We start from the raw sequence: 363 nt of genomic DNA, 5'->3' as shown, positions 1-363 counted from the left end.
ATGTCAGGGCAGATCCTGGATGCAACGCTGGTCGCGGCTCCCAGGCAGCGCAACACAAATGCTGAGAAAGCGGATCTGCGTGAAGGGCGGATCCCACAGGACTGGCAGGACAAGCCGTCAAAGCTGTCCCACAAGGACAGGCATGCGCGGTGGACGCTGAAGTTCACGAAAGCAAAGCGGCAGGAGGATGGGACGATCCCCGCAACAGATCTTGCCATCCCATTCTTTGGCTACAAATCCCATGTCTCCATCGACCGAAAATTTCGGTTGATCCGGAAATGGAAAACAACCGATGCCGCCGCCAGTGATGGTGCGCGATTGAGAGAGGGCTTGCTGGATAAAACCAATACGGCCTCAATAGTC

Annotated in this window: 1 pseudogene; it reads left to right on the top strand. The window is 55.9% G+C overall.

Features of this window, described 5'->3' with window-relative positions:
* Positions 1 to 363 (top strand): annotated as a pseudogene (locus KP705_RS19480) (IS5/IS1182 family transposase); the annotation flags it as partial.

Source organism: Gluconobacter sp. P1D12_c (assembly GCF_018812105.1).
Taxonomy (GTDB): Bacteria; Pseudomonadota; Alphaproteobacteria; order Acetobacterales; family Acetobacteraceae; genus Gluconobacter; species Gluconobacter oxydans_A.
Note: the sequence above shows the minus strand (reverse complement) of the source record. Positions and strands in the feature narration are given on the sequence as shown.